Annotated in this window: 25 protein-coding genes; 15 read left to right on the top strand and 10 right to left on the bottom strand. The window is 67.0% G+C overall.

Annotated features, from left to right (window positions below; all coding sequences use genetic code 11):
• The first annotated feature begins 292 nt into the window (after positions 1–292).
• The 3 genes from ACLQ62_RS00280 to ACLQ62_RS00270 all read left to right on the top strand — a co-directional run bounded on the left by ACLQ62_RS00280 (position 293) and on the right by ACLQ62_RS00270 (position 2969).
• The gene (locus tag ACLQ62_RS00280) at positions 293–1243 is read left to right on the top strand and encodes an N-acetylglucosamine kinase (RefSeq protein WP_411719656.1); all 951 of its coding nucleotides are present in this window, start codon (positions 293–295) and stop codon (positions 1241–1243) included.
• Positions 1244–1519: 276 nt separating this feature from the next.
• Positions 1520–2098 (top strand): HhH-GPD-type base excision DNA repair protein, encoded by a 579-nt coding sequence (locus tag ACLQ62_RS00275; protein WP_411719655.1) that lies wholly within the window; start codon positions 1520–1522, stop codon positions 2096–2098.
• A 25-nt stretch (positions 2099–2123) separates the two neighbouring features.
• A complete protein-coding gene (locus ACLQ62_RS00270) occupies positions 2124–2969 on the top strand; it encodes a universal stress protein (protein ID WP_411719654.1) in 846 nt (281 codons plus the stop codon).
• 4 nt (positions 2970–2973) lie between these two features.
• On the opposite strand, the gene tadA is transcribed toward ACLQ62_RS00270, so the two are convergent.
• Both tadA and murQ read right to left on the bottom strand, forming a co-directional pair.
• Complete coding sequence (gene tadA, locus ACLQ62_RS00265; RefSeq protein WP_411719653.1) at positions 2974–3450, bottom strand: tRNA adenosine(34) deaminase TadA; 477 nt, start codon at positions 3448–3450, stop codon at positions 2974–2976.
• A 48-nt stretch (positions 3451–3498) separates the two neighbouring features.
• The gene (gene murQ / locus ACLQ62_RS00260; RefSeq protein ID WP_411719652.1) at positions 3499–4446 is read right to left on the bottom strand and encodes an N-acetylmuramic acid 6-phosphate etherase; all 948 of its coding nucleotides are present in this window, start codon (positions 4444–4446) and stop codon (positions 3499–3501) included.
• Between the two features lie 102 nt (positions 4447–4548).
• On the opposite strand from murQ, the gene upp reads away from it, so the two are divergent.
• The 7 genes from upp to ACLQ62_RS00225 all read left to right on the top strand — a co-directional run bounded on the left by upp (position 4549) and on the right by ACLQ62_RS00225 (position 10465).
• On the top strand, positions 4549–5181 hold the full coding sequence (gene upp / locus ACLQ62_RS00255) for a uracil phosphoribosyltransferase (protein ID WP_411719651.1): 633 nt from the start codon (positions 4549–4551) through the stop codon (positions 5179–5181).
• 708 nt (positions 5182–5889) lie between these two features.
• Positions 5890–6582, top strand: coding sequence for a winged helix-turn-helix domain-containing protein (locus ACLQ62_RS00250; protein WP_411719650.1), 693 nt, complete (start codon positions 5890–5892; stop codon positions 6580–6582).
• 109 nt (positions 6583–6691) lie between these two features.
• Complete coding sequence (locus ACLQ62_RS00245) at positions 6692–7309, top strand: hypothetical protein (RefSeq protein WP_411719649.1); 618 nt, start codon at positions 6692–6694, stop codon at positions 7307–7309.
• 256 nt (positions 7310–7565) lie between these two features.
• Entirely contained in the window at positions 7566–7847 is a 282-nt protein-coding gene (locus ACLQ62_RS00240) for a hypothetical protein (protein ID WP_411719648.1), read from the top strand.
• A gap of 22 nt (positions 7848–7869) precedes the next feature.
• Positions 7870–8337: a MarR family winged helix-turn-helix transcriptional regulator gene (locus ACLQ62_RS00235; protein ID WP_411719647.1), complete on the top strand. Its 468-nt coding sequence runs from the start codon at positions 7870–7872 to the stop codon at positions 8335–8337.
• A 113-nt stretch (positions 8338–8450) separates the two neighbouring features.
• Positions 8451–9956 carry an AlkA N-terminal domain-containing protein gene (locus ACLQ62_RS00230; protein ID WP_411719646.1) on the top strand — a complete coding sequence of 502 codons (1506 nt, stop codon included), beginning with the start codon at positions 8451–8453 and terminating at the stop codon, positions 9954–9956.
• Positions 9953–10465: a methylated-DNA--[protein]-cysteine S-methyltransferase gene (locus ACLQ62_RS00225; protein ID WP_411719645.1), complete on the top strand. Its 513-nt coding sequence runs from the start codon at positions 9953–9955 to the stop codon at positions 10463–10465. The genes ACLQ62_RS00230 and ACLQ62_RS00225 overlap by 4 nt, the downstream gene beginning before the upstream one ends.
• Before the next feature lie 123 nt (positions 10466–10588).
• Here ACLQ62_RS00225 and ACLQ62_RS00220 read toward each other — a convergent pair whose 3' ends face one another.
• Positions 10589–11689 (bottom strand): YihY/virulence factor BrkB family protein, encoded by a 1101-nt coding sequence (locus ACLQ62_RS00220; protein WP_411719644.1) that lies wholly within the window; start codon positions 11687–11689, stop codon positions 10589–10591.
• Positions 11676–11936 carry a hypothetical protein gene (locus tag ACLQ62_RS00215; protein WP_411719643.1) on the bottom strand — a complete coding sequence of 87 codons (261 nt, stop codon included), beginning with the start codon at positions 11934–11936 and terminating at the stop codon, positions 11676–11678. Before ACLQ62_RS00215 ends, ACLQ62_RS00220 begins: the two co-directional genes overlap by 14 nt.
• Positions 11937–12053: 117 nt before the next feature.
• On the opposite strand from ACLQ62_RS00215, the gene ACLQ62_RS00210 reads away from it, so the two are divergent.
• Entirely contained in the window at positions 12054–12788 is a 735-nt protein-coding gene (locus ACLQ62_RS00210) for a glycosyltransferase family 2 protein (protein ID WP_411719642.1), read from the top strand.
• A gap of 25 nt (positions 12789–12813) precedes the next feature.
• Here the strand turns inward: ACLQ62_RS00210 and ACLQ62_RS00205 are convergent, their stop codons facing one another.
• Positions 12814–13431 carry a flavodoxin family protein gene (locus tag ACLQ62_RS00205; protein WP_411719641.1) on the bottom strand — a complete coding sequence of 206 codons (618 nt, stop codon included), beginning with the start codon at positions 13429–13431 and terminating at the stop codon, positions 12814–12816.
• 115 nt (positions 13432–13546) lie between these two features.
• On the opposite strand from ACLQ62_RS00205, the gene ACLQ62_RS00200 reads away from it, so the two are divergent.
• Both ACLQ62_RS00200 and ACLQ62_RS00195 read left to right on the top strand, forming a co-directional pair.
• On the top strand, positions 13547–13756 hold the full coding sequence (locus ACLQ62_RS00200) for a hypothetical protein (RefSeq protein ID WP_411719640.1): 210 nt from the start codon (positions 13547–13549) through the stop codon (positions 13754–13756).
• A 124-nt stretch (positions 13757–13880) separates the two neighbouring features.
• Positions 13881–14051 (top strand): CsbD family protein, encoded by a 171-nt coding sequence (locus tag ACLQ62_RS00195; protein ID WP_090708301.1) that lies wholly within the window; start codon positions 13881–13883, stop codon positions 14049–14051.
• Positions 14052–14153: 102 nt separating this feature from the next.
• Here the strand turns inward: ACLQ62_RS00195 and ACLQ62_RS00190 are convergent, their stop codons facing one another.
• Both ACLQ62_RS00190 and ACLQ62_RS00185 read right to left on the bottom strand, forming a co-directional pair.
• Positions 14154–15080 (bottom strand): DUF1206 domain-containing protein, encoded by a 927-nt coding sequence (locus tag ACLQ62_RS00190; RefSeq protein ID WP_411719639.1) that lies wholly within the window; start codon positions 15078–15080, stop codon positions 14154–14156.
• 75 nt (positions 15081–15155) lie between these two features.
• Complete coding sequence (locus ACLQ62_RS00185) at positions 15156–15422, bottom strand: hypothetical protein (RefSeq protein ID WP_411719638.1); 267 nt, start codon at positions 15420–15422, stop codon at positions 15156–15158.
• A gap of 148 nt (positions 15423–15570) precedes the next feature.
• Between ACLQ62_RS00185 and ACLQ62_RS00180 the strand changes: the two genes are divergently transcribed.
• The gene (locus ACLQ62_RS00180; protein ID WP_411719637.1) at positions 15571–16230 is read left to right on the top strand and encodes a histidine phosphatase family protein; all 660 of its coding nucleotides are present in this window, start codon (positions 15571–15573) and stop codon (positions 16228–16230) included.
• A gap of 131 nt (positions 16231–16361) precedes the next feature.
• Here the strand turns inward: ACLQ62_RS00180 and ACLQ62_RS00175 are convergent, their stop codons facing one another.
• The 3 genes from ACLQ62_RS00175 to ACLQ62_RS00165 all read right to left on the bottom strand — a co-directional run bounded on the left by ACLQ62_RS00175 (position 16362) and on the right by ACLQ62_RS00165 (position 19130).
• Positions 16362–17342 carry an NAD-dependent epimerase/dehydratase family protein gene (locus ACLQ62_RS00175; RefSeq protein WP_411719636.1) on the bottom strand — a complete coding sequence of 327 codons (981 nt, stop codon included), beginning with the start codon at positions 17340–17342 and terminating at the stop codon, positions 16362–16364.
• Positions 17343–17520: 178 nt separating this feature from the next.
• Positions 17521–18708 carry a TerC family protein gene (locus tag ACLQ62_RS00170; protein WP_411719635.1) on the bottom strand — a complete coding sequence of 396 codons (1188 nt, stop codon included), beginning with the start codon at positions 18706–18708 and terminating at the stop codon, positions 17521–17523.
• 128 nt (positions 18709–18836) lie between these two features.
• The gene (locus tag ACLQ62_RS00165; protein WP_411719634.1) at positions 18837–19130 is read right to left on the bottom strand and encodes a hypothetical protein; all 294 of its coding nucleotides are present in this window, start codon (positions 19128–19130) and stop codon (positions 18837–18839) included.
• Positions 19131–19408: 278 nt separating this feature from the next.
• Between ACLQ62_RS00165 and ACLQ62_RS00160 the strand changes: the two genes are divergently transcribed.
• Positions 19409–20215, top strand: coding sequence for an MBL fold metallo-hydrolase (locus ACLQ62_RS00160; RefSeq protein ID WP_411719633.1), 807 nt, complete (start codon positions 19409–19411; stop codon positions 20213–20215).
• Positions 20216–20464: the final 249 nt, after the last annotated feature.

Here is a 20464-nt window from a genome sequence, read left to right as displayed (position 1 = left end):
CACCCCGAACGCTTCCACCGACGCCCGCGCACACCATCACCGGCCGGCCTTGTCGGCATCAACCTCCCCGGCCACGAAGACACAACCAACAACGACCGACGACTCCAAGCAGCTTGACACAGCCCGGAACTTCCCGTTTGAGGTCGATTTGCGCACAGTGAACGCCGGATGCCGACGGCCTCGCCCATTCGGGCAGCGCGCGGCGCCGGTCGAGGGCACAGCCTATTGATACGCCACCCCACGCAGGCAAAGTAGGTTAGCTCCGTAACGTACGCCCGATCTCTGGACACTCATGACCCCTGCCTCCACCCGCCTCTCCATCGACGGCGGCCAGACCGGCACGCGGCTGCGACTCAGCAACGCCGCCGGCATCCTCACCGAGACCGAGGGGCCCGGCGTCCTCACCGACCGTCCTGTCGTCGACCAGCTCACCGAGCTCGCCATGAAGCTGGCGACCGCCACGGGGTCTCGCATCGATGAGCTCGCGGTGGGCACGTCTGGCCTCACCCCCGCCGCCGCGAACCCGGAGGCCTTGCTGGCAGCGACGCGCGGAATCGGAGTGCGGCGTGTCGCCCTCGCACACGACTCGATCACCGGGTACCTCGCCGCCAACGGCACCGAACCCGGCGTCATGCTCGCGGTCGGCACCGGCGTCGTCGTCCTCGCGCTGTCCGAGTCGAGCGTCGCGAAGGTCGATGGCTGGGGTTCCCTGCTCGGGGATGCGGGCAGCGGGTACTGGATCGGACGGGCGGGGCTGGATGCCGCCCTGCGCGCCTTCGACGGTCGCGCCCCGCACACAACGCTCGAAGCCATAGCCGTCAAACGCTTCGGCCCGTTGGACGAGGTCTACATGGTGGTGCAGGCCAACCCGCACAGGGTCTCGCTGATCGCCTCCTTCTGCCGGGATGTTGTGGATGCCGCTGCGGCCGGCGACGAGACGGCTCGCGGCATCGTCACCGCAGCGGCCGGTGAGCTTGCGCACTCGGCGGCGAGCGCCTTGCGCAGCGTCGGCTGGCAGCCGGGCCAGCCCGTCAGAGTCGGCGCCGTCGGCGCGCTTGCGACGCACGCGGTCCCGGTGCGCGAAGCGCTGGTAGCTGCGCTCGCCGCCCGTGCCCCAGGAGCGACTCTGGAGCAGCCGCTCGGCCGCCCGCTCGACGGGGTGCAGGCGCTCCTCGACGTCGCCTCGTCGCATCCGCTTCGTCCATTTGTCTACACTGCGCAGATCGACTCGAACACTCACTGACCTTCCTCGCACACTCAAAGGAGATCGATGGGATGCCATCGGCTCTCTCCTCAACGTCGTCTTCGGCCATATCGACACCATCGAGCAGCGCATCCGGGCAGCGGTGCCGGCGCGCATCATCGATCTTGAACCGGATGTCCGCCGTCGCGTCGCCGTTGATGCTCCCGCTACGGAGACGATCGTGTCGACGAGCGAGGACCGGGCCACACCAGCGTCCCGGGCGCGGACTCCCCGGAAAGGCTCGTGCTTCTCCCAGCCAAGTGGTAGGCATGAGGCATGACGCCGCAGTTGAGTATCACCGGGGATGCCGACGCTGACGAGTTGCTCTCGGCGGACCCGCTGGCGTTGCTGATCGGCATGCTACTCGACCAGCAGGTGCCGATGGAGACAGCGTTCGCGGGGCCGGCGAAGATCCGGGACCGGCTGGGCTCGTTCGACGCCGCGACGATCGCCGGCCAGGATCCTGAGGCGTTCGTGGAGGTGTGCCGCACGCCGCCGGCCGTTCACCGATACCCCGGCAGCATGGCCGCGCGCATCCAGGCGTTGTGCCGCAGCCTCGTCGACGACTGGGACGGAGACGCGTCGGCGCTCTGGACGCGCGGCGCCCCGGACGGGCATGAGGTCTACCGACGACTGACCGAACTTCCCGGCTTCGGCGAGCAGAAAGCACGCATCTTCGTCGCGCTGCTGGGCAAACAGTATGGGTTCAGCGGATCCGGCTGGCGGGAAGCGGCCGGCTCATACGGCGACGACGGCAGCTATCGGTCCGTCGCCGACATCGTCGACGGCGAGTCCCTCTCGCGAGTACGCGAGACGAAACGTGCGGCCAAGGCCGCCGCGAAGAAAGCGACCTGAACACCGAAGAGAGAGCGGGGAAGCAATGGCCACACGGATGCTGGTCGGTGTGAAGAATTTCGACACCAGCAGGACGGCGGTGCGCTGGGCCGCCGAGCGGGCGAAGTCCCGCGGCCTGGGGCTCCATCTGGTCCACATCGTCGACGAGGGGATGCGTCGCGCAGGCAACGCAGGACTGCTCGACGCCGCTCGCTCCGACGTGGATCAGGTGCTGACATCAGCGGTGGAGCTGGCACGAACGGTGGCGCCGGCGCTCGAGGTGACGACGGAAACCCGGGTCGGTGATCCTCAAGCGGACCTGATCGCCCTGTCGAAGGATGCGGACATGGTCGTGGTCGGAAGCGACTCGACAGGCAAGGACAGCTCGCGCAGGCACGGCAACCGCGGTTTCCGCATCGCAGCGGCGAGCACCACCCCCGTCGCTGTCATCCCGACCATCGACTTCGCCGGCAGGGACGGCGTCGTCGTCGGGGTCGACGGTTCACCGATTTCCGAGCACGCACTGGTGTTCGCCGTCGAGGAAGCCGACCGGCTCAAACAGCCCCTCATCGCCGTGAACGCCTGGCCGAACCCGGTCGTCTACGGTTACGACCTCGCCTTCCCCGTCGAGTACGTCGAGGACCTGACCGAGATCGGCAACCAGACACTCAACCGAGCGCTTGACGCGGTGATGGGCGCTCACCCGAACGTGCAGGTACGCCGGATCGTCACCGAGGGCGACCCGGTCACGGTCCTGTCCGAGGTGGCAGAGGATGCCTCCCTCATCGTGGTGGGCAGCCACGGCCGGGGCACGGTTGCCCGGTTCCTGCTCGGCTCGGTGAGCCACGGCGTTCTCGCCCGGCTCTCCGCGCCGACGGTGATCGTCCGCTGAGCGCTCAGCCCGGGCGATCGGCGGAACGGAAGAAGTCCGTGAGCAGCACCGAACAGGCATCCGTTTCGACGCCGGCGACCACCTCGACCCGGTGGTTGAGCCGGCGGTCACGCAGCACGTCGTAGACGCTGCCCGCTGCGCCCGCCTTCTCATCCCACGCGCCGAAGACGACCCGGGGAATCCGCGCGGACAGAATCGCCCCAGCGCACATGACGCAGGGTTCGAGGGTGACGTAGAGGGTCACATCCGTGAGGTGCCAGTCACCGGATGCCGCCGCTGCGGCCCGAATCGCCTCCACCTCGGCGTGGGCGGTCGGGTCTTGCCGCGCTTCGCGCGCGTTGCGCCCGGTCGACAGGATGAGCCCGTCCGCGCCGACGATGACGGCACCGACGGGGACGTCAGCGGTGGTCAGCGCCGCGTGCGCTTCGTCGAGGGCGCGGAGCATCCAGGTCTGATCGACGGGGTCGACGGGCAGCGGCATCCGGGCCTCCTGTTCTGCCGAAAGCCTATTCGACGCGCCGAGCGGGGTTCAGCCCTCGTCGCTCTGCGCCGCCGCGAGAGCCCGGCGGAGGAAACCATCGTGCTGCGCCAGGAGGGCTTCGGCTGCCGACGGGCGGATCCCGGCGAGCTGCACAAGAATCGCCGCCTTCACCGAGCCGCCGACCGCTGCGAGGGTCGCCGCTGCGGTCGCGGCATCCGCTCCGGTGGCGAGCATCACCGTTCGCTCCGACCGGGCGACGAGCTTCTCATTACTCGCTTTGAGGTCGACCATGAGGTTGCCCCACGTCTTGCCGAGGCGGACCATTGTGAGGGTGCTCAGCATGTTGAGCACCATTTTCTGCGCGGTGCCCGCTTTGAGCCTCGTCGAGCCGGCCACGATTTCAGGGCCGACGACGACGTCGATGCCCACCTCCGCGGCTGCTCCGAGGGCGGATGCCGCGTTGCAGGCGACCCCGACGGTGAAGGCTCCCCTGCTCCTCGCTTCGGCGACAGCGGCGAGCACGTACGGGGTCCGGCCGGAGGCGGAGATCCCGACCACGGTGTCGAACGCGCCGACGTTCAGGTCGGCGACGTCCTGACGCCCGGCCTCCTCGTCGTCCTCGGCCCCTTCGACGGCGGTGACGAGTGCGGCGCTTCCACCCGCAATAACCCCGACGATGCGGCCTGGATCGATTCCGAATGTCGGCGGAGCCTCGCTCGCGTCGAGCACGCCGAGCCGACCGGGTGTGCCGGCGCCCACATAGATCAGGCGGCCGCCGCGGAGCATCCGTTCGGATATACCGTCGACAGCCGCCGCGATGGCGCCCCGGGCGAGAGCGACAGCCGGCGCCACGCCTCCATCTTCCGTGTTCATGGCCGCGACGAGATCCGGCGTAGACAGCAGATCCAGGTCGGAATATTTTTCATTCACCCGCTCCGTCGACAGATCGGCGAGGACCGCGTGGAGGGCGGGTGCTCGCGAGTCGGTGTCAGCCACAGGATCCTCGATTCGTCGGGTTCTCAAACAGTATCGACCAGCACTCGCGAGCGCGGGATTTACGCCGACGGGTGCCCCCGCCACAGGCGGTAGGTTTAGACCATGCGAGTGCACGTAGCGGAACATCCCCTGATCACCCACAAGCTCACCGTTCTGCGGGATCGGACCACACCGTCGCCGGTGTTCCGTGCCCTCACCGAAGAGCTCGTCACCTTGCTCGCCTATGAGGCGACACGGAATGTGCGCACGGAGCCGGTCGAGATCGAGACGCCGGTCACGAAGACGATGGGTCTCGCCATCAGCCAGCCGCGACCCCTGGTCGTCCCGATCCTCCGGGCCGGGCTTGGCATGCTCGAGGGCATGGTGAAGCTTCTGCCGACCGCTGAGGTCGGCTTCCTCGGCATGGTGCGCAACGAAGAGACCCTCGAGCCGGCCACCTACGCGGAGCGCCTGCCCGACGATCTTTCTGACCGCCAGTGCTTCGTTCTCGACCCGATGCTCGCCACCGGTGGGTCGCTTGGTGCGGCGATCGAGTTCCTGTTCGCTCGCGGAGCCGTCGACGTGACCGCCATCTGCCTGCTCGCTGCGCCCGAGGGAATCGCGGCGCTGGAGAAGGCGACCGAGGGCCGCGACGTCACCATCGTCCTGGGCGCCATGGATGAACGCCTGAACGAGCACGGCTATATCGTTCCCGGGCTCGGGGACGCCGGCGACCGGCTCTACGGGCTCGTTTAGGCTCCACTCCCCCTGCGGGCGGAGGCTCGGTTAACAGGAGATCGCACGGATATCCGGATGCTTTCAGCAATTTGGTCCTGCTAAGCGTGCGATCTCCTGCGAATCGTTCGCGGCGGCATCCGTCGCCCGCCCGTTGCGACGCCACAAGCGGTCGCGTTTCGCCCCAACGTCCAGCCGTTTCTGGCGTAGCAACGAGCCGTCCAGCCATTTGTGACCGAGCAGGGCTCTCGAACGTGTCGCCGACACGCACTACAGGCCCACCGCAGGTCCTTCGCCAGCCAGGCGTTCGTCGCTTTGCTGTCGCAGGTTTCACTATGAAAACCGGATTGCTGCGCAGAATCTTGCGTATCTCGCGATTTATCGTCATCCGGTGCAAAGATTTGACACACTTCGACGCCGTGCTGTTAACTTCTCGACATGACTGATAACGCCTTCCCCTTGAGCTCCTTCGAGCCTCGTGGAACTGCCGGCATGATGATGGCCGGCAGCGCAGTCATGTGTTGTCGAATGTGTCGCTAACCGCGTAACCCGTCGCCCACGCCCGTCGACCGATCTCGTCGCCGCTCGCGTCCCGGATGCCACACTCCGCATCCGTTCCGGCCACGCACAGGCCACATTCCGAACCGCCGCTTCATACCGGCATCCGTCGTACCCGCTCGAAGCGGGGCCGCGGTTCGACGCACATTCATCATCCAAAGGAACCTCCTGATGTCCCTCGCACACGCAACCTCGTTCGCACCGTCCAGCACCCCGTCCGCGCCGTCATCCGCTCCGCGCCTCCGAGCCGTTCCGGCCGGAACCGAAGCCCGCGGCTTCGTCCTCTACGTCGGCATCGACGACGCCAAGGCCGCTGCCGCCGGCACGAGCCTCGGCGCGATCGTCCAGGCCCTCAAGGCTCTCGCCGCCGACCTCGCACCGGAGTCCGAAACCTACGCCGCCGTCGCCCTGGCACCCGAGGGCGCAGGCGGACGCGACGTCGACGTCGTCCGGCTGGCTCTGCAGGACCCATCCGCCCTCGCCAAGCACCGCCAGGCCGAGGAGCAGGAAGAACTCGACCGCGTCCACTCCGGCGTCGTCATCGACATCTCCCGCAAGCGCCTGGTGCTCGACAACGAGCCGATCAGCCTCACCTACAAGGAATTCGAACTGCTGCAGTACCTCGTGCTCCGCGAAGGCCGCACGATCGACCGGACGGAACTCATCTCGTCGCTTTGGAAGGCCGGCGATGAGGACGAGGTGCCCAACGAACGCACCATCGACGTGCACGTACGACGCCTGCGCGCCAAGCTCGGTCGCTACGAGGACATCGTTCGCACCGTTCGCGGCGTTGGCTACCGTTTCGACCGCCACGCCGACGTCGCGATCCGCCACTCTTCGACTCCGTCGCCCGACCTGTTCTAGCTGCACTCGGCCCGGGCCGCTCAACCCGCGAACGGGGCGGCATGGCAGAATGCCGCCCCCGTTCGGGTCAAATCGATAACCAGCGATCGACTGGCCGTACGCTACAGGCATGACAGACCGTGCGGCGTCGGGCATCGTTGAACCGCGGGACGTCGCGACAGCGAGCTGGCCCCAGGCGTTCGTCATCTACGGCGTACTGGCCGTCATGCTCGGTGTCGGCGCAATCTTCGGAATCATGCTGATGATTCCACTGGGCTTTGCCCTCGTTCTCGGCGCCATCCCGTACACCCTCACCGCGACATTCTTCATAGTTCGCGAGCGCAGGGCAGCGCGTCGGGCTTTGGATGCGATGCAGGACTTCCACGTGGAGATGAGCATTGCGGATTTCGGCGGACGGGCACAGAAGCTGTCACTGCTCAACGGCGTCGTGCTTGGCCTCCTCGGCCTTCTGCTTGCGGTCACCACGGTGAACGCAGTACCTCTACCCGACAGCACCATGTTTCTGCTGGCGCTCATTGCCGCGTTCAGCGGTGTCGAGATCGTCGCGAACGCTGGGTGGATCTACCGCAGGAAGACGGTACTCGCCGAGGAATACGCGCTGAGGACCCGAACCCACTCATGGAAGCTGATTCTCGCCAACCGCTGGCTCGGCTGGGCCATCTGGTACACCGGAGCCGGCATCGCCGGATTCGTTCTGGTGACCCAGCCGTCCAACTTCTTTCTCTGACCGCGTACCGCCCCTGAGGGCACCGATGTCCGAAGCAAGCGGCGCAGCGAACTCCCAGAAAAATAACGTTTGGATAACTAGACGCTGTTACCTTTCCGTTATATATTCAAAGAGCGTTAGTTGTTTGCTGTGGCAGCTACCGCGGAATGTGATTGCAGGACACTCTTGGTGCAAGGGGAGGGTCGGTCGTAAGCCTCTACGACCGGCCCTCAATCCGTTAACCGGCACCCACGTTGGGGGCGGTTAGCCTGAGACGATGGATCACGAGAACCCGGATGCCGCTTCGCCGCCTCCTCCCCGCATGTTCTCCCGCGCGACGCTGACCGGTGTCGTGTGCTTCGGCATCGGGCTTCTCGTCGTCGCGGGCGGTGTCCTCCTCGCCGCCCAATGGTTGTTCGCCGGCGACGTCGTCGCACTGTTCGTTGGGCTGCTCCTCGTCTTCGTCGGGATTGCGACGAACATCACCGGCCTGGTCCTGCTCTACCGGGGGGCGACGCGCCCCGGGCAGGGGACGGAGAACCGCAACGAGACCCCCTAGGCTTGGTCGTCAGGAGGCACCGATGACGGATCGTGAACTGGCGGTATCAGCCTGGGAGTCGTTGTTCCGCGCGCAGGTCGGAGTCATCCGTGTGCTCGCCTCCGAGTTCCCCAGCCGCACGATGTCGCTGAACGAGTATGACGTGCTCTTCAATCTCTCGCTCCAGCCCGAGCACCGCGCCCGGCTGCGCGACATCAACCAGCTCGTACTGCTGAGCCAACCCAGCGTCAGCCGCCTCATCGACCGGCTCGTCGCCCGCGGATTCGTGTCGAAGCATCCTGACCCGACCGACAAACGGGGCACGATCGTTGCAATAACGGATGCCGGCTTCGCCCAGTACCGCGACGTCGCCCGGCTGCACATGGGCACCATCACCGACCTCATGGGCTCTGCGCTGAGCGACGACGAACTGCGCCAGCTCGCCCGCCTCACGGCAAAGCTGCGCCGCTCGAATCCGGACCCGCTCCCACAAGAGGACGAGCGCCCGTAGCCTCGTTCGTTGATCGAGTGCCGGCCGATCGCCAGCGAGGCCGCGTCGCCGCCGCCCGCCGCCGTGTCCGATTTCCGCTAGCCGACCGGCATCCGCTGTGTCAGGCTGAACGCATGGACTTCACCGAGCGTTACCGCGTCATCCAGGCGAAGGACGCCCGGTTCGACGGGCAGTTCATCACCGCGGTGCGCTCGACGGGCATCTACTGCCGCCCCTCCTGCCCGGCGCGCACACCGAAGCCCGAGAACGTCACCTTCTACGCGACCAGCGCCGCCGCCCACGAGGCCGGCTATCGGGCGTGCAAGCGTTGCCTGCCCGAAGCCGTCCCGGGCACTCCGGCCTGGAACCTGCGCAACGACCTCGCCTCCCGGGCCATGCGGCTGATCGGCGACGGCGTCGTCGAACGCGAGGGCGTGCCGGGGCTGGCCGGTCGACTCGGCTACTCATCGCGCCACCTGAGCCGAGTGCTGCACGAAGAACTCGGCGCCGGCCCACTCGCCTTGTCGCGGGCGCACCGGGCACAGACCGCCCGGACGCTGCTGACCTCGACCGACCTGCCCGTCGCCGACATCGCCTTCGCCGCCGGTTTCGCCAGCATCCGCCAGTTCAACGACACCATCGCAGAGGTGTTCGAACTCACGCCCGGTCAGATCCGCTCGAGAGGCTCCCGGCGCTCGACAGCACCCGGCTCGCTGTCGCTGTCCCTCCCCTTCCGGGCGCCGTTCGATGCCGCAGGGATTTTCGGCTGGCTCGCTCCGCGCGCGGTGACCGGTGTGGAGATCGTCACGGCAGAGTCCTACTCCCGCACGTTGCGGTTGCCGGGCGGTCCCGCACACTTCACCGTGCGCTTCGACGGCCGCGCGCTGCGCCTCGATGCCCAGCTCACCCACCTCGGCGACCTTCCCGTGCTGACGTCGCGGGTACGGCGGCTGTTCGATCTCGACGCTGACCCCGTTGCCGTCGACACGGCCCTTGCTGCCGACCCGGCCCTGGCGCCCCGCGTCGCCGCCATTCCCGGCATCCGCCTGCCCGGTGCCGTCGATGCGGAGGAGATGCTGTTCCGTGCCATCGTCGGTCAGCAGATCACCGTCGCGGCGGCGCGCACTCAGCTCAACCGGCTCGCCGCCGCCTGCAGCACCGAGCTCGAACCGGTCAGTGCTGGGGAGGGGCCCAGCCACCTGTTTCCCACCGCAGCGCAGATCGCGGCGACCGGCCGCGACGTGCTCGTCGGCCCGCGCGCGAAGATCGACACGGTGATGCGTGTGGCCGAGGCGCTCGCCTCCGGCGAACTCAGCCTCAGCCTCGGCGATGATCCGACCGAGCAGCACGCCCGGCTGACCGCCATCGCCGGCATCGGCGACTGGACCGCCGGATACGTCGGGATGCGCGTCCTCGGCAACCCGGACGTCTTCCTTTCCGGCGATGTCGCCGTCCGCTCCGGCGCGCGCGCTCTCGGCTTACCCGCCCAGCCCCGGCCGCTGACCACATACGCCGCGGGCCTGGCGCCCTGGCGTTCCTACCTCTGCCTACACCTCTGGCGCGCCGCCGGACTACCGGCCCCCGCGCTTCCCGTTTCGCCTGTCGAGCAGCAGGCACCGATCCCCCAGGAGATCCCATGAACACCATCGCACCGGCCATCCACGAGACTCTCGACACCCCCGACGGCCCGTTCAGCATCCTGGCGCGCGCGGACGGCGCCGTCCTCGCATCCGGCTGGACGGCATCCGTCGACACGCTGCTCGCCCGCATCACACCCGGCCTGCGACCGGAAGCCATCGAGCCGGGCCACGGCGCCGCGGCCGACGCGGTGACGGCCTACTATGACGGCGACGTGGCGGCGATCGACGCGGTTCCGGTCGTCCAGCACGGCGGCGAGTTCCGGATGCGCGGATGGGCCCAGCTGCGTCGCATCCGCCCGGGTCACCCGCAGAGCTACACCGAGTTCGCCGCGGCCATCGGCAACCCCCGTGCCGTGCGGGCAGCGGCGAGCGTGTGTGCGACGAACGCGCCCGCCCTGTTCGTACCCTGCCACCGGGTGCTCCGCACCGATGGCACGCTCGGCGGCTTCGCCTGGGGCGTGGAGGTCAAGCGCTCACTCCTCGCCCGTGAGGCCGCCGCCGCGAACTGACGGATGCCTTTCGCACGGTTACAAGGAGATCACACGGTTCGCAGGACCGAATCGCGGATTTCCTCCTGCAAACCGTGCGATCTCCTGCGATTCGTGCCCCCGCTCCACCGGGGGAATGGCGGTTCAGCCCTCCTGGCGCAGCTTTTTCGACTCGAGCACGGCCTTCGCCTCGGCCTCGATCGCCGCCTCGATCCCGGCGGTCCCTCGTAGCGGCAACTGGACCGCGTACTCGGCCCGGATTCCCGCCCTCAGTTCCCGAACCCGCTCGATCTCAGAGTCGACCTCGGCGCCGTAGAGGATCGCCATGTTGCTGAGATACAGCCACAGCAGGAACACGATCACGCCACCGAGGGTGCCGTACGTTCTGTCGTAGTTGCCGAAGTTGGAGACGTAGAAGAAGAAACCGAGCGTCGCGGCAGCCCAGACGACGAGCGCTGTGGCGGAACCGATGGTGAGCCAGCGGAACTTATGCTGCCTCACGTTCGGCGTGGTGTAGTACAGCATGGCCAGGATCAGCATCGCCAGCACGGCGAGCACGGGCCATTTGGCGAGGTCCCAGACAAGGATCGCCGCATCGGGAAGGCCGATCATGTTCCCGACGGCTTCGGCGATGTCTCCACTGAGCACGAGGATGAGCGCCATCCCGGTGAGAGTGACGAGGGAGATGACGGTCACCAGCAGGATCACCGGCTGGAACTTCAGGAATGGCCGGCCCTCACGAACCGCATAGATCCGATTCATGCCGCGCGAGAACGCCCGGACGAAGCCGGATGCCGACAGGATCGCACCGAGAAGACCGACGACGAACCCGAGACCGGCGGCGGGCGTCGCTGTGAGGTCCTCGATCGGTCCTCGAAGGGCTCGCACTGTTTCCTCCGGGCCGATCGACGAGAACAGCGCCAGCAACTGCTCGGTCACGGCGGAATCCTGATTGACGAGCGAGAGCAGTGAAACGATCGCCAGGAGAGCGGGGAACAGCGCGAGCACCGCGAAGTACGTGAGCCCGGCGGCGACGTCGGCGACCTGGTCCTTCGCGAATTCTCCCAGCGCCCGACGGTACACGGGCAGCACGTCCTTGGGACGCAGCTTCGGCGGCGTGCGCACCTCGGCATCCGACGGCGCCAGCTCGGCGAGTTCGACGTCGGACGGAGCCCCAGCAAGTGCGGTGTCCTGGGCCTCCTTCGCCTGGGTATCGCGGTCAGAGTCAGTCTTATCGCGAACCATGGGCGCCATCCCGTCCGTGGTCACCCGTCGTGATGGCAATCACCGCAGCGATCACGATCCCGACGAAGCCGGCAACCACGGCGATGACCATTCCCCCTGACACCCGGCGCCGGATCTCCGCAACCGTCGATGCCAGATCTTCCCGGATCTCCTCCAGGTTGAGAATCTGCACCTGCTCGCCCATGCTGTTGTCGCGGTCGCGGCGGTCGGTAGGGAGCGTCATCACGACGCCATTCTCATCAGCCATGTTCTTCACCATAATCCTCGGCCGCGAAATGGAGGTAGGGCTTGCCCGCGGTGCCCTGAACTGCCAACGGTCCGCAACCCCTGCATCCTGCGTCGCGCCAGCTCGTATCCTGAACCCGTGGCCAGTATCTCCGTCGTGATCCCCGTCTACAACGACGCCGCCATGCTCCGAGTCTGCCTGGACGCACTCGCACGACAGACCCGCCCAGCCGATGAGATCGTCGTCGTCGACAACGCCAGCACGGATGCCTCCGCGCACGTCGCCCGCATGGCCGGCGCGCGCGTGGTCTTCGAACCGACGCGCGGCATCCCCGCAGCAACCAGCGCAGGGTTCAACGCAGCACAGGGTGCGATCCTCGCCCGGCTGGACGCGGATTCCATACCGGAGGCTGACTGGCTGGAACGGGTGGAAGCCGCGTTCGACGCGCACCCGGAAGCATCCGCCGTCACCGGAACCGCTGCCTTCTACGGAGGCAACAGCTTTCAGCGCTGGTTCGGCGGGTCGTGTTATCTCCCCGCCTACTTCGGGGCGATGGGGCTGCTGCTCGGTCACCCACCACTGTTCGGCTCGAATTGCGCCATCCGGGCGTGCGCGTGGCTGTTGGTTCGGGAGTCGGCCCACCTCGACCGCCACGACGTGCACGACGATCTCGATGTGAGCTTCCAGTTCCGCCCGGGAATGACCGTGCACTTCGACCGAGCGCTCCGGGTATCGGTGTCCGCACGCCCGTTGGCGATCGGCAACGGGTTCGTGCACCGGGTGCGCCTGGGAGTCGTCACGGTTGCCGTGAATGTGCTCAGGGAGTCACCCGTCACCAGGCGGCGGCGTCGGGCGGACCTCCGTGTAACGTGAGGATGCCACGCGTTGCGACCGGCGGTCAGTCCGGCTTCGGGTAGTGCCCGGCTTTCAGCAGCCCGGCGAGGTGGACGGCATTCGACACCGCGGCCGAGAGGGCGGATGCCGTCACCTCCGGTGTGCTGTCGAGGTCCTTGTAATCGGTGGTGTGCATGGCCTCACCGTTCCAGTACGAGACACCCTGGGCGGGGATGGTGTACCCATAGTCGTTGAGTGCCTGGAACAGGTCGGCGCTGACCTTGTGCGCGCCGTCCTCGTTGCCGACGACTGCGACGAGAGCGACCTTGTCAGAGAGAATCGGCCGGCCGTCGGCATCCGTCTCCGAGAGCTCTGCGTCGAGCCGCTCGACGACTCGGGAGGCGATGCTCGACATGTGCCCCGCCCAGGTCGGCGTGCTCACGAGCAGGATGTCGGCTGCGAGGACCTTTTGGCGGATCGAGGGCCAGTCGTCCCCGTCGCCCATGTCGGTCTGGACTCCTGGCCGCACATCATGGTCGACGACGCGCACTTTGCTTCCATCGACACCGTGGCTCCTCAGCGCGTCGAGAAACTGGTCGGCGAGAAGATCACTGCTCGAGGACCCAGGTGACGGGGTGAGTGTGCAGACGAGGGCGATCGCGGTCAGGGGTGAGGAATCCATCCGACCAGTGAAGCGAGGATGCTACTGCCCGGTCAAGGCCTTGTGCCCGGAGCGGTCGGCATCGCTTGACCCGTGTACAGTGCCCGAAAGACTGGCCTCGACCTAAGGAGATGCAATGAGCGACCCACGTGACAGGAACGTGCCGAAGGAACAGAATGCCCCGGACGAGGCACTCCTCGGCCCGGGCAGCACAGCGACCGACGGCGGAACGTCGCAGGACGCCCACGAGGAGACCGGTGCGAACGATACGATGCCTCCGCTCGACCCGGACGGCACCGGCTCGACTCAGCTCGCAGACGAGCGATTCCGGGAACCGGACCTCTGATCCGGCACGTCAACGGACTCGCGCCGGATGTCAAGGCCCTTGAGCGCTGTGACGGCCCGCCCTACCGTAGAAGAGTTAGGCCGCGATATATCGCGGATCGCCAACACAGAAAGCGAGGGACCCTATGGGACTCGGAGACAAGATAGGCAACGCCGCTGAAGAAGCTGCTGGCAAGGCCAAAGAAGGCATCGGCGACGCAACCGACAACGATCGACTTCGCGCCGAAGGTCAGGGAGACCAGGCCAAGGCCAACCTCAAGCAGGCCGGCGAGAACGTGAAGGACGCGTTCAAATAACGCGACTTCACCCGTGGTCCGGCTCCGCTGCCTTTGCGGAGACCGGGCCACACTTCGTTAACGCGACAGCCACCAGTGCGGATGCGTCACCGGCGCATCCGCTCACCGGTCGTTGAACGAGGTGACGACCATCGGACCGTCCCGCAAAAAACGGGCCCGAGCAAAAAGGTAGCAACCGTACGCGATGAAGCCGCTCGCCAGCAGAACGAGCAGTGCGCCGCCGCCCAGGGGAACCGACGCCACCCATCTCAGAGCCCCGTCCAGCCCGCGTGCAGCACCCGGGTCAGTGAACGCGGCTGAAGCGAGGAAGAGCACACCCGTGATGACGAGGGCGAGCCCCTTTGCCACGTGCCCAACAACACCGAGGGCCCCGACGACCCTGGACATTCTCCCATCGAGCGGCCGCAGTTCTTCCCGGAAGTTTCTGGTGACGCCGCGAAAGACGAGGGTACCCCCGACGGTTCCGACGAGGACGCCCACGCCGGCGAGCACAAAGACTCCGCCGGGCAGGTCGAGCAGCGCGGCGCTCAGGCCCTGCCAGGTCTTCGAGGCGTCGGAGCGCCCGCCCAGTGCGTAAAAGCCGACGACGATTCCGATGGCCGCGTAGCCGATCGCCTTACCCACGTTCGTGAGGCGCCGCATGACAACGAGTCGCCGTTTCTCCGAGACGACCTGGGCCGCCTCGGTCCATTGCAGTAAGGCCAGCCCGAACAGAGCGATCGCAGCCGCCCAGAGCAGAACAACACCACCCGGCCCGGCCGCGACGGTTCGGAGCGCGCCGGACTGGTCGGCATCGCCACGTGAACCCCAGGCGACACCGATCGCGATACCCCCGATGAGCACATGGATGATCCCGTTGGCCAGGAGGCCTGCCCGGCCGAAACCCCGAACCTTCGGATCGCGATTCACTCGCCGCGCTGCTTTCCTGACCTCGTCGCGCTTGCGAGTGAATTCCCGCTCCGGAACGTCAGCGCCCGGCGCCCCGCTCTCCCCCGATCGGGTGCGCTTGCGTCTGGGTCGGGCTGTCACCCCTTCATCCTAGGAACGATTCGCTGCCGCCGGCTTCGCGGTGAGGCATCCGGCCTGGAGGAATCCGGACCGCCCTCACTGGTAGGTGCGAACGATTACCCATTCCGATTCGACTTTCACCGCGTCGACCACGACGGATTCGCCGTTGTCATCGGTCGCCTGGAACCTCCAGCCGATCCGGACCGACGGTGAATGCGTGAGAAGGGGATGCGAGTACTCCGGTTCGCCGAAGAGCGCCGTCGGGGTGTCGGTCACCCGCCACCGACGATCCCGCCAGTACATCCGCAACGGCAGGACGCCGTCGGTCCAGATCGTCGCCGTGCGATCCGTCGCTGTTTTCATGCTGCCTTCTTCGTAGATACATTCGAATGTTAACGAAGCATAGACTCATTGAAACGACACGCCAAGAAGAACTTTCCGCTGGCGCTCAACCGGTGCCGCGGTGACCCTCCAGCACTCAGCCGGTGCATCTTGCGTAGGCTGGAGGCCTATGCGACTCCTTCTCATTCGTCACGGTCAGACTCCCGCCAACGTCCTGGGCCGGCTCGACACGGCACACCCCGGGCCCGGATTGACCGAGCTCGGTCAGCGCCAGGCCGAGGCGGTTCCCGGCGCGCTTCGCGACGAAGCGATCGACGGCATTTTCGTTTCCACCCTGCTGCGCACCCAGCTCACCGCGCTGCCGCTGGCCGCCGAGCGCGGCCTGGCGCGGCGGGTCACCGATGGGCTGCACGAGATCGAGGCGGGCGACCTGGAGGGGCTGAGCAGTTACGCCGACCAGATGCGCTACATGGAGGTCGTGTTCTCCTGGGCAGCGGGCGAACTCGATGTGGAGATGCCCGGCGGCCCGAACGGGCACGACTTCTTCGGCCGCTTCGACGATGCCATCGAGTCGATCGGGCGCGAACACGACGGCACTGTCGCGGTCGTCAGCCACGGCGCCGCGATCCGCACCTGGATCGCATCCCGCACGAGCGATGTCAACGTCCGCTACGCCGCCGCGCACGAATTGGCCAATACGGGAATCGTCATTGCCACCGGCAACATGGCGGACGGATGGATCGTTGAGGCCTGGGACGGAGCGCCGATCGGCGGCGCCCAATTGCAGGACGCCTCTGCGGACGACCCGACGGGCGAAGCGCTGGCCTGATCGCAGGCGCGGGCTGCGCACAACTCCGCCTCGCTCTCGACGCACCATCGAAGGGCGCCGACCGTGGGTGATGTCTGGGCTCGGTGGGACGCCGGCTGGCGGAGTCATGGGCACAGGCCACCGTGTGCTCGTCAGGCGCGGAGCGACCGACCGCCCGTCTCCAGCCTGCCCTCGGCAAGGAGCCACTGGAGTCCGTCGGCGATTGCCTGGGCGGATGTGTACCGCGGCGCGTACCCGAGATCGGATGCCGCTGCCGCGATGCTCATCGACGGGCTGCGCGTCACGTGATCGCGCGTGGCGTTTGCGTGCTCCGGGGCGAGCCCGGCCAGGAACTGCTCCAGCGGGAGATAGCCGAGGTTGGCCTCCTGCCCGAACCAGCCCGCTGCCGTTTCGGCGATCCCCCGGAGCGTCATCGCACGCTCGGAGACGACGTGGTAGCTCTTGCCGGCCACCATCGCGGGTCGCTCGATGGCCCGTTGGAAACACTGGGCGACGTCGTCGGCATGAACGTGATGCACGGTCTCGAGGCCGAGGTCGGGGAGGATGACCTCCGCGCCGGCAGCGAGCGCCTCCCACACGCGGAGGTCGAAATTGCCGGCCGCGTTGACCATCGGCCAGCCGGGGCCGGTGATGTGCCCGGGGTGCAGGACGGTACACCGAAGTCCGCCGTCCCGGTTCGACTCGGCGAGGAGCAGAGCTTCGATCGCGGCTTTGCCGATGCCGTATTCGCCGAACGGTCGCCGCTCGTCGGATTCCCTGGTGGGAACGGCGACGGCTGGACCATGAACCCAGATGGTTCCGCAGCTGACCAGCTGCTGGATCCGGCCGCGGAGGGCGTCGACGAGCTGGCTGGCGGACTCCGGGGTGAAGCACATCATGTCGACGACAACGTCGGGGTCCAGATCCGCGATCGCGCCGGCGAACGTCCCGTCGGCGTCGCCCGCGTCCCTGTCGAGTTCCACCCGCTCAACCTGCTGCCACGCCGGATCCGCCCGATACGGTGAGCGGATGCCCCGGCTCACCGCCACGACCTCATGGCTCTGATCCACGAGACGGGGCACCAGGTAGCTGCCGACATGCCCGGTCGCTCCGATAACAACGATGCGTGCCATCCGGCATCCCTCCCTCGCGAATTGGTGCGATGAGTCTACGTCAGGCCGGGGACGGGATCTCCGGCTTGAAGGCGGCCATCGTCGCGGGTCGGGCTCGGATGAGCCCTGGCCGTGGCTGCCCATGCGGACATTCTCCGCCCGCACGCTTCAGCGCAACAGGGGAGAACGCCCCCACGTGCTATCTCGTGAGTGAGGCGTCGTGCTCCTGGTGGGCCCGCTTCAACAGTGCCATGAGTTCGTCCTCGTTCCGGACCCACTGCAGGTACTTCGGCTGCAGCTTGCGGATTGCGGCCTCCTCTTCAAGGAGCATCGCGAACACGCGGTTGCGCTCGGCCTGGTCGGTTGTGTACTCGAGGTCGACGTAGGAGGTGGCGTGACGGCGGGCTCCGGAGATTGCGGCGTGCGCCTTGCCCTTGGGGCTGAGCAGCGATGCCACAATCGTGACGATCAGGATACCGAGGATCACGGTGAGCGAGAGCCCGGTGCTGATCTCGACGACGGGAACAGGCTCACCACTGTTGATGAACGGCAGGTTGTTCTCGTGCAGGGCGTGGAGCACGAGCTTCACGCCGATGAAGCCGAGGATCGCCGCGAGCCCGTAGGAGAGGTAGACGAGGCGGTCGAGCAGGCCGTCGATGAGGAAGAAGAGCTGGCGCAGGCCCAGGAGCGAGAATGCCGTTGCCGTGAACACGATAAAGACGTCCTGCGTGAGCCCGAAGATGGCGGGAATCGAGTCGAGCGCGAACAGGATGTCCGTTCCGCCGATGGCCACCATCACGAGCAGCATCGGCGTGAGCACCCGCTTGCCGTTTTCGATCGTGAACAGCTTGTCGCCGTCGTAGTGCTCGGAGGTCGGGAGCACCTTCTTCGCGAGCCGGATCATGAAGTTGTCTGCTTCATCCGCTTCGTCCTTCTTCGGCTTGAGCATGTTGCCCGCGGTGAGCAGGAGGATCAGGCCGAAGAAGTAGAACACCCAGGCGAACGAGTTGATCAGCGCTGCGCCGAGGAAGATGAACCCGGTGCGGGCGATCAGTGAGAAGACGATGCCGAACAGCAGGACCTTCTGTTGGTCCTCACGCGGAACCCGGAAGCTCGACATGATGATGAGGAAGACGAAGAGGTTATCGACCGAGAGGGCCTTCTCGGTGATGTACCCGGCGAAGTACTCGGATCCGGGAACCGGACCGCCGAACGTCAGGATGCCGAGCCCGAAGACAATCGCGATGCCGACGTAAATGGACGACCAGATCGCCGCTTCCTTGAGCGTGGGGACGTGCGCCTTGCGTACGTGGAAGACGAAGTCGAAAGCCAGCAGGCCCAGAATGAAGACGACGGTCAGTGTCCAGACCAGTGGCGATACGTCCATTGTTCCCTCTCAAGTGATGTCGCCGCTCGAGCCGGCTCCCCGCCGACGTCGCAGCAGTGCGTCGTGCCAGAATACGGCACCGCCCTTGCGCGAAACCTGATCGGCGGACCGAGAAATCGGCCGTTCGGTCAACCGGCGAGCACGGTTTCGGTCGGCCGATCCGACGGCTTCAATCGTCTGGCCTCGCCGGCGTTCGCCCACAAGGCGAGAGCCAGGAAGACCCACACAAAGGCCAGCACGGCCAGTGCAGGTATTCGGGGGTCCGCGGCGATTCCGACGCTTCGATCGACGAACGCACCATCGTGGAACTCGCCGTCCACAACGGCGCCTACCGGCAGGTGGACGCGGGACTCGGGGTGGAACCCACAGTCGAACGCGACGACTCTTCTGCCGCCCCGAAGGTCGGCGTCTGAGAATGCCAATGCCCGCAGCCACGGCCAGCGACCTCAGGACGCCGCAGAAGAACACGCCGACCACAACCGCCTCGACGACGGCGAATGCAGCGAAGACGAGCAGAAAAGCTCCGAAGAGAAGAACCGTGCACCCGCCCGCCAACTGAGCACGGCTCAGCCGGCGATGCGCATCCATCCCAGAACTCTGTCACAGGAGGTCGCGGCGGGCGGTCGCATCCCGCAAGCCCCTTGTTCCTGCGTGTGCCCCTGCGTACTGTGAACGCTCTCGACGAAAGGAAGGATCGAGAATGACCACCTCGACTCGCAAGAGGTTCGGCCGCCGAGCGGCGACGAAGTCAGGCAGCGGGGCGACGCTGACGCGCGATGTCGCGCCCGGCATCCACCGGCTCGAGCACGCCTATGTCAACTGCTACCTGGTCGAAGATGCCGGGGCGGTCACCCTCGTCGACGCGGCATTCCCGTCGACGTGGCCGCATTTCCTGTCAGCCCTCTCCGAGATCGGTCGGTCGCTGGCGGATGTCTCTGCGCTGGTTCTCACGCACGCTCACTTCGATCACGTGGGATTCGCCGCTCGCGCGGTGAAGGAACTTCAGGTGCCGGTTTGGGTGCACGCTGCCGACCGGGAGCTCGCCGCGCATCCATACCGCTACCAGCGTGAGCGCACGCCGTTCCTCTACCCGCTGAAGTACCCGAAGGCCACGCGTGTGCTCGCGGCCATGACCGCGGCTGGCGCGTTGACGGTGAAGGGAGTTTCTGATGTGCGCGAGCTGCCGACGTCGGGGGTCCTCGACGTTCCAGGCACCCCGACCGTCGTTTTCACTCCTGGGCACACCCTCGGGCACTGTGCCCTGCACTTCCCGGATCGCGACGCCTTGCTGACCGGGGATGCGCTTGTCACGCTCGACCCATACAAAGGGGCGCGGGGAGCCCAGATCATCGCGGGCGCTGCGACGGCGAACTCGGCGCAGGCGATGGAGTCGCTTGTACCCCTCGCGGAGACCGGGGCGATGATCGTGCTGCCCGGCCACGGGGAGCCGTGGCTGGCGGGCATCCGCGCTGCCGTGCAGTCCGCCAAGGCGGTGGGCGTGAGCTGAGCTGCGGTCAGATGTGTTTTGCGGACCGCCAGGAACTCCCTCGGCAGGTGCGTGCGTGACGCGGTGAGGCTGGTGCCGTCGAAAGCCCGTGCCATGTCTACGCGGAACAGCTCGCCGATTTCGAGTAGCAGGTAGTTACCTCACTTCACGATCTTTCGCCCGGGACTGGCACGGGGACCGCGGCGCCACCCGCGCCCGCCCCCCCCCCCCGCCAACGGAACGTGAACGCCTCACCCCCCCCCCGAACCC

It is taken from the genome of Mycetocola sp. (assembly GCF_046716805.1).
Taxonomy (GTDB): Bacteria; Actinomycetota; Actinomycetes; order Actinomycetales; family Microbacteriaceae; genus Mycetocola_A.
The sequence above is the reverse complement of the archived record's forward strand: the minus strand, read 5'-3'. Positions and strand labels throughout refer to the sequence as shown.